Origin of the sequence: Kitasatospora sp. NPDC057542, from assembly GCF_042801945.1 — a bacterium.
Classification (GTDB): Bacteria; Actinomycetota; Actinomycetes; order Streptomycetales; family Streptomycetaceae; genus Kitasatospora.
The window spans coordinates 1-6,083 of the sequence record NZ_JBHVFE010000513.1; the positions used below are offsets into that span (position 1 = coordinate 1).

Consider the following 6,083-nt stretch of genomic DNA (forward strand, 5'->3'; position numbering starts at 1 on the left):
GCTTCGGGCCGACGCCGCCACCCCGCCCTGTAATGGGGCGCGTTGCCGCCCGCGCCGGGAAGGGACCCATGCACGAGATGTCGATCGCCGAAGCCGTCGTCGAGCAGGTGGACGCGGCCGCGCGCGAACACCGGGCCCCCGGGGTGGCGCGGGTCCGCCTGCGGGTCGGCGAGTTGGCCGGCGTGGTGCCCGAGGCCCTCGACTTCTGCTTCGAACTGGCCTGCGCCGGAACGCTGGTGGCGGGCGCGGTGCTGGACACCGAGTCCGTCGCGGCCCGGGCCCGCTGCACCCCTTGCGCGGTCGAGTGGGCGGTCGGCATGCCGCCGGACCTCGGCTGCCCGAGCTGCTCCGGAGGCGGCGGCGTGGAGCTGCTGTCCGGACGTGAGCTTCAGATCCTCGGCGTCGAGTGGGCCGAGCGCCCGGACGTCCGGGCCGAACAGAAAGGCTGATGCCGATGTGCCGCACGGTCGACCTCCGTCAGGCGGTCCTCGCCCGCAACGACGACAGCGCCCGCCGGCTGCGGGCGGCGCTGGCCGAGCGGGGGACGGTCGCGGTGAACCTGCTGTCCAGCCCCGGCAGCGGAAAGACCGCACTGCTGGAAGCCGAGTTGGGGCTGGCCCGGCGGCGCGGGGTCGCGGTCGCCGCGCTGACCGCCGACCTCGCCACCGAGAACGACGCGCGCAGGCTGGCCCGCTCGGGCGCTCCGGTGAAGCAGGTGCTCACCGACGGGCTCTGCCACCTGGAGGCGCGGATGCTCACCGGGCACCTGGACGGGTGGCTGCCGGGGGAGTGCCGGCTGCTGTTCGTGGAGAACGTCGGCAACCTGGTCTGCCCGGCCTCCTACGACCTCGGCGAGACGCTCCGGGTGGTGCTGGCCTCGGTCACCGAGGGCGAGGACAAGCCGCTCAAGTACCCGACGGCCTTCGGGCTGGCCAACCTGGTGCTGGTGACCAAGGCGGACCTCGCCGAGGCGGCCGAGTTCGACGAGGCGGCGTTCCTGGCCAACGTCCAGCGGGTCAATCCCGGGGTGGAGGTGCTGAACACCTCGGCCCGGACGGGCGAGGGCGTCGGGGTGCTGCTGGACCGGGCGCTGGCCGTGCTGGACGGGGCGGAGCCCCATCGGCCGGTGATGTCGGCGGCGGTGCCGCACGGGCACGACCACGAGCACGACCACGACCACGACCACGAGCACGCGTACGGCCACGGGCACTCCGCTGTGGGGGAGAGCGCGTGACGGCCGGTCACCCGGGGCTCGACCGCGAGCGGCGGCAGGTCGCCGTCCGCGGCCTGGTGCAGGGGGTCGGCTTCCGGCCGTTCGTCCACACGCTGGCGGGTGAACTCGGGCTGGCCGGCACCGTCACCAACACCGGCGAGGGCGTCCTGGTCGAGGTCGAGGGCAGCCGCGACGCCCTGGACGCCTTCTGCCGGCGGGTGGCCGGCGACGCGCCGCCGCTCGCCCGGGTGGACTCGGTGGAGCACGCGCCGCTCGCCGCCACCGGCGCCACCGGCTTCCGCATCGCCCCGTCCCGCCCCGGCGGCCCCCGCACCACCCTGATCCCGCCCGACACCGCGGTCTGCGCCGACTGCCTGGCCGAACTCGCCGACCCGGCCGACCGCCGCCACCGGCACCCCTTCATCAGCTGCACCAACTGCGGCCCCCGGCACACCATCGTCACCGGCCTGCCGTACGACCGGGCCAACACCACCATGGCCGGCTTCCCGATGTGCCCGGACTGTGCCCGGGAGTACACGGACCCGGCCGACCGCCGGTTCCACGCCCAGCCCGTCGCCTGCCACGCCTGCGGGCCCAGGCTGGCGCTGACCGTGCCCGGGCGCCCCGAACTCGGCGGGGAGCAGGCCCTGACGGAGGCCCGGCGGTTGCTGGCCGGCGGCGCGGTCCTCGCCGTCAAGGGCATCGGCGGCTACCACCTCGCCTGCGACGCGCGCGACGCCTCGGCCGTCGCCCTGCTGCGCCGGCGCAAGCGGCGCGGCGACAAGCCCTTCGCCGTGATGGCCCGCGACCTCGCCACCGTCGAGGGCCTGCTGCCGGTCGACCCGGTCGAGCGGGAACTGCTCACCGGGCCGGTACGGCCGATCGTCCTGCTCCGCCGCACGGGCCTCCCGGTGCCCGAGGCGGTGGCCCCGGGCAGCCCCGACCTCGGGGTGATGCTCCCGTACACGCCGCTGCACCACCTGCTGCTCGCCGCCCCCGGACCGGACCTGCTGGTGATGACCAGCGCCAACCTCTCCGGCGAGCCCATCGTCACCGAGGACCGGGAGGCGCTGGACCGCCTCGCCCCGCTGGTCGACGGCTGGCTCACCCACGACCGGCCGATCCACGTCCCGTGCGAGGACTCGGTGGTGCGGGTGGTGGACGGCGAACAGCTGCCGCTGCGCCGCTCGCGCGGGTACACGCCGCTGCCGATTCCGCTGCCGGTGCCCGTCCGCCCGGCGCTGGCGGTCGGCGGCGACCTGAAGAACACCTTCGCGCTGGCCCGGGACGGCTACGCCTGGCTGTCCGGCCACATCGGCGACATGGACGACCTGGCCACGCTGCGGGCCTTCGACCGGGCGGTGGAGCAGCTCGGCACGGTCAGCGGGGTGCGGCCCGAACTGCTGGTCACCGACCGGCACCCCGGCTACCGCTCGGTCCGGCACGCCGAGCGGACCGCCGCCGGCCGTCCGGTGCACCGGGTGCAGCACCACCACGCCCACATCGCCGCGGTGATGGCCGAACACGGGCTGGACGGCGGGCGGCCGGTGCTCGGCGTGGCCTTCGACGGCACCGGCTTCGGCGAGGACGGCGCGATCTGGGGCGGCGAGGTGCTGCTGGCCGACTACGACGGGTTCCGCCGCCTGGCCCACCTCCGGTACGTGCCGCTGCCGGGCGGGGACGCGGCCGTCGAGCGCCCGTACCGGACGGCGCTCGCCCACCTGCGCGCGGCCGGGCTCGCCTGGCTGCCCGGACTCCCATCGGTCCTGGCCTCCGACGCGGAGGAACTGCGGCTACTGGATCGTCAGTTGGAACGCGGACTGAACTGTGTGCCGACCTCCGGCATGGGGCGGCTTTTTGATGCCGTGTCCTCGCTCGCCGGGGTCTGCCACCGGGCCGGGTACGAGGCCCAGGCCGCGATCGAACTGGAGGCGGCGGCCTGCGAGTTCGGCCGGGCGGACGGCTACGGGTTCGGCCTGTCGGCGCGGGCGGACGGCTGGATCGCCGACCCCGGGCCGGTACTGGCCGCCGTGGTGGCCGACGTGACCGCGGGCGCCCCCGCCGGGCTGGTCGCCGCCCGCTTCCACGGTGCGGTGGCCGACCTCGTCCGGCGGATCTGCGTGGCCGTCCGGGAACGGTACGGCACCACCACCGTGGCGCTCAGCGGCGGAGTCTTCGCCAATGCGCTGCTCTCCTCGGCCTGCGCGAGCGGTCTCGGGGAGGACGGCTTCACCGTGCTGCGGCACCGCCGGGTGCCGCCCAACGACGGAGGGCTGGCGCTCGGCCAGCTGATGGTGGCCGCCCGGTCGTCGGCCACCCGGGAGGAGTGAGAGCGGATGTGCCTGGCGGTGCCCGGCAGGGTGACGGAGATCGGGGAGCGGGACGGGACCAGGATGGCGGTGATGGACTTCGGCGGCGTGGTCAAGGACGTGTGCCTGGAGTACCTGCCCGACCTGGCGGTGGGGGAGTACGCGATCGTCCACGTGGGCTTCGCGCTGCAGCGCCTGGACGAGGAGTCGGCCCGCCGCACCCTCGCCCTCTTCGAGGAACTCGGGCTGTTGCAGGAGGAGTTCGGTGACCCGTGGGAGGCGGCGGGGGCGGCGGCGGGAGCAGTGGGCGAGACCGAGGAGGCCGGACGGTGAAGTACCTGGAGGAGTTCCGCAACCCCGAGCTGGCGGCCGGGCTGCTCGCCGACATCAGGAGCACGGTCACCCGGCCGTGGGCGCTGATGGAGGTCTGCGGAGGCCAGACGCACAGCATCATCCGGCACGCCATCGACCAACTCCTTCCGGAAGGCGTCGAGTTGATCCACGGGCCGGGTTGCCCGGTGTGCGTCACCCCGCTGGAGGTGATCGACCGGGCGCTGGCGATCGCCGCCCGGCCGGGCGTGGTCTTCTGCTCCTTCGGGGACATGCTGCGGGTGCCCGGCACCGACCGCGACCTGTTCCGGGTCCGCGGCGAGGGCGGCGACGTCCGGGTGGTGTACTCGCCGCTCGACGCGCTGCGGATCGCCCGGGAGAACCCGGACCGGGAGGTGGTCTTCTTCGGCATCGGCTTCGAGACCACCGCCCCGCCGAACGCCATGGCCGTCCACCTGGCCAGGAAGCAGGGGCTGCGCAATTTCAGCATGCTGGTCTCGCACGTCCGGGTGCCGCCCGCGATCGAGGCGATCATGGACTCACCGGACTGCCGGGTCCAGGGCTTCCTCGCCGCCGGGCACGTGTGCAGCGTGATGGGCACCGCCGAGTACCCGGCGCTGGCGGAGCGCCACCGGGTGCCGATCGTCGTCACCGGCTTCGAACCCCTGGACATCCTGGAGGGCATCCGGCGTACCGTACGGCAACTGGAGCGCGGGGAGCACACCGTCGACAACGCCTACCCGCGGGCCGTCCGCCCCGAGGGCAACCCGGCGGCCCGGGCCATGCTGGAGGACGTCTTCGAAGTGGCCGACCGCCCCTGGCGGGGCATCGGCGTGATCCCGCGCAGCGGCTGGCGGCTCTCGCCGCGCTACCGGGACCACGACGCCGAGCACCGCTTCGACGTCGCGGGGATCACCACCCGCGAACCCGCCGAGTGCCGCAGCGGCGAGGTGCTCCAGGGGCTGCTGAAGCCCCACCAGTGCGAGGCCTTCGGCACGGCCTGCACACCGCGCACGCCGCTCGGCGCCACGATGGTGTCCAGTGAGGGGGCCTGCGCGGCGTACTACCTGTACCGGCGGCTGGGCGTGCCGGGCAACTCCGCCGTTCCCCAGGAGGCGAGTCGCGTTGGCTGACACCGAACTGCTCACCGACCGGGCCGACTTCTCCGGCTGGAGCTGCCCGCTGCCGTTGCGCGACCACCCCCGGGTGGTGATGGGCCACGGCGGCGGCGGGGCGATGTCCGCCGAACTGGTGCAGAACCTCTTCGCGCCGGCCTTCGGCGGCCCGGTGCTCGCCGGGCTCGGCGACTCCGCGGTGCTGGAGCTGGGCGGCGCCCGGCTCGCCTTCTCCACCGACTCCTACGTGGTGCGGCCGCTGTTCTTCCCCGGCGGCTGCATCGGCGACCTCGCGGTCAACGGCACGGTCAACGACCTCGCCATGAGCGGGGCCCGGGCGGCCTACCTGTCCTGCGGCTTCATCCTGGAGGAGGGGGTGGAGATGGCCGTGGTGGACCGGGTCGCCCGGGCGCTCGGCGCCGCCGCCCGCACCGCCGGGGTCGAGATCGCCACCGGGGACACCAAGGTGGTCGAGGCCGGGCACGGGGACGGGGTCTACCTGAACACCGCCGGCATCGGGCTCGTCCCGGCCGGGGTCGACATCCGGCCGCAGCGCGCCCGCCCCGGCGACGTGGTGATCGTCAGCGGGCCGATCGGCCTGCACGGCGTGGCGATCATGAGCGTCCGGGAGGGCCTGGAGTTCGGCGTCGAGGTGCGCAGCGACAGCGCGGCCCTCGGCGGCCTGGTCGAGGCCATGCTCGCGGCCACTGCCGACCTGCACGTGCTGCGCGACCCCACCCGGGGCGGCCTGGCGGCGGCACTCAACGAGATCGCGGCCGCGGCCGGGGTGGGCGTCGTGCTCAGCGAACGCGCCGTCCCCGTGCCGGAACCGGTAGCCAACGCCTGCGCGGTGCTGGGCCTGGACCCGATGTACATCGCCAACGAGGGCAGGCTCGTCGTCTTCGTCCCGCGCGCTTCGGCGGACGCGGTGCTCGCCGCGATGCGCGCCCACCCGCTCGGCGCGGAGGCGGTGGTGATCGGCGAGTGCGTCGAGGAGCACCCGGGGATGGTCGTCGCCCGCACCGGCTTCGGCGGCACCCGGGTGGTCGACCTGCCGATGGGCGAGCAGCTGCCGCGGATCTGCTGACGCCGCGTGCGCCGCCGTCCCGGGAGAAG

Annotated in this window: 6 protein-coding genes; all 6 read left to right on the plus strand. The window is 74.9% G+C overall.

Annotated elements, in window-relative coordinates; genetic code table 11:
• Positions 1-68: 68 nt before the first annotated feature.
• From ACFU7Y_RS38145 to hypE, 6 genes are read left to right on the plus strand one after another with little or no spacing between them, the layout of a single operon-like run.
• Positions 69-449, plus strand: coding sequence for a hydrogenase maturation nickel metallochaperone HypA (locus ACFU7Y_RS38145; protein ID WP_224278504.1), 381 nt, complete (start codon positions 69-71; stop codon positions 447-449).
• Between the two features lie 5 nt (positions 450-454).
• Positions 455-1,234: a hydrogenase nickel incorporation protein HypB gene (gene hypB / locus ACFU7Y_RS38150; protein ID WP_224278502.1), complete on the plus strand. Its 780-nt coding sequence runs from the start codon at positions 455-457 to the stop codon at positions 1,232-1,234.
• Entirely contained in the window at positions 1,231-3,543 is a 2,313-nt protein-coding gene (gene hypF, locus ACFU7Y_RS38155; protein WP_380771100.1) for a carbamoyltransferase HypF, read from the plus strand. Before hypB ends, hypF begins: the two co-directional genes overlap by 4 nt.
• A 6-nt stretch (positions 3,544-3,549) precedes the next feature.
• A complete protein-coding gene (locus ACFU7Y_RS38160) occupies positions 3,550-3,855 on the plus strand; it encodes a HypC/HybG/HupF family hydrogenase formation chaperone (RefSeq protein ID WP_224278498.1) in 306 nt (101 codons plus the stop codon).
• Positions 3,852-4,985 carry a hydrogenase formation protein HypD gene (gene hypD / locus ACFU7Y_RS38165; RefSeq protein ID WP_380771101.1) on the plus strand — a complete coding sequence of 378 codons (1,134 nt, stop codon included), beginning with the start codon at positions 3,852-3,854 and terminating at the stop codon, positions 4,983-4,985. Before ACFU7Y_RS38160 ends, hypD begins: the two co-directional genes overlap by 4 nt.
• Complete coding sequence (gene hypE, locus ACFU7Y_RS38170) at positions 4,978-6,054, plus strand: hydrogenase expression/formation protein HypE (protein WP_380771102.1); 1,077 nt, start codon at positions 4,978-4,980, stop codon at positions 6,052-6,054. The genes hypD and hypE overlap by 8 nt, the downstream gene beginning before the upstream one ends.
• The last annotated feature ends 29 nt before the right edge of the window (positions 6,055-6,083 follow it).

Coding starts and splice junctions, on each gene's coding strand:
- ACFU7Y_RS38160 (WP_224278498.1), top strand. CDS start 3,550: ATGTGCCTGGCGGTGCCCGGCAGGGTGACGGAGATCGGGGAGCGGGAC.
- ACFU7Y_RS38145 (WP_224278504.1), top strand. CDS start 69: ATGCACGAGATGTCGATCGCCGAAGCCGTCGTCGAGCAGGTGGACGCG.
- hypB (WP_224278502.1), top strand. CDS start 455: ATGTGCCGCACGGTCGACCTCCGTCAGGCGGTCCTCGCCCGCAACGAC.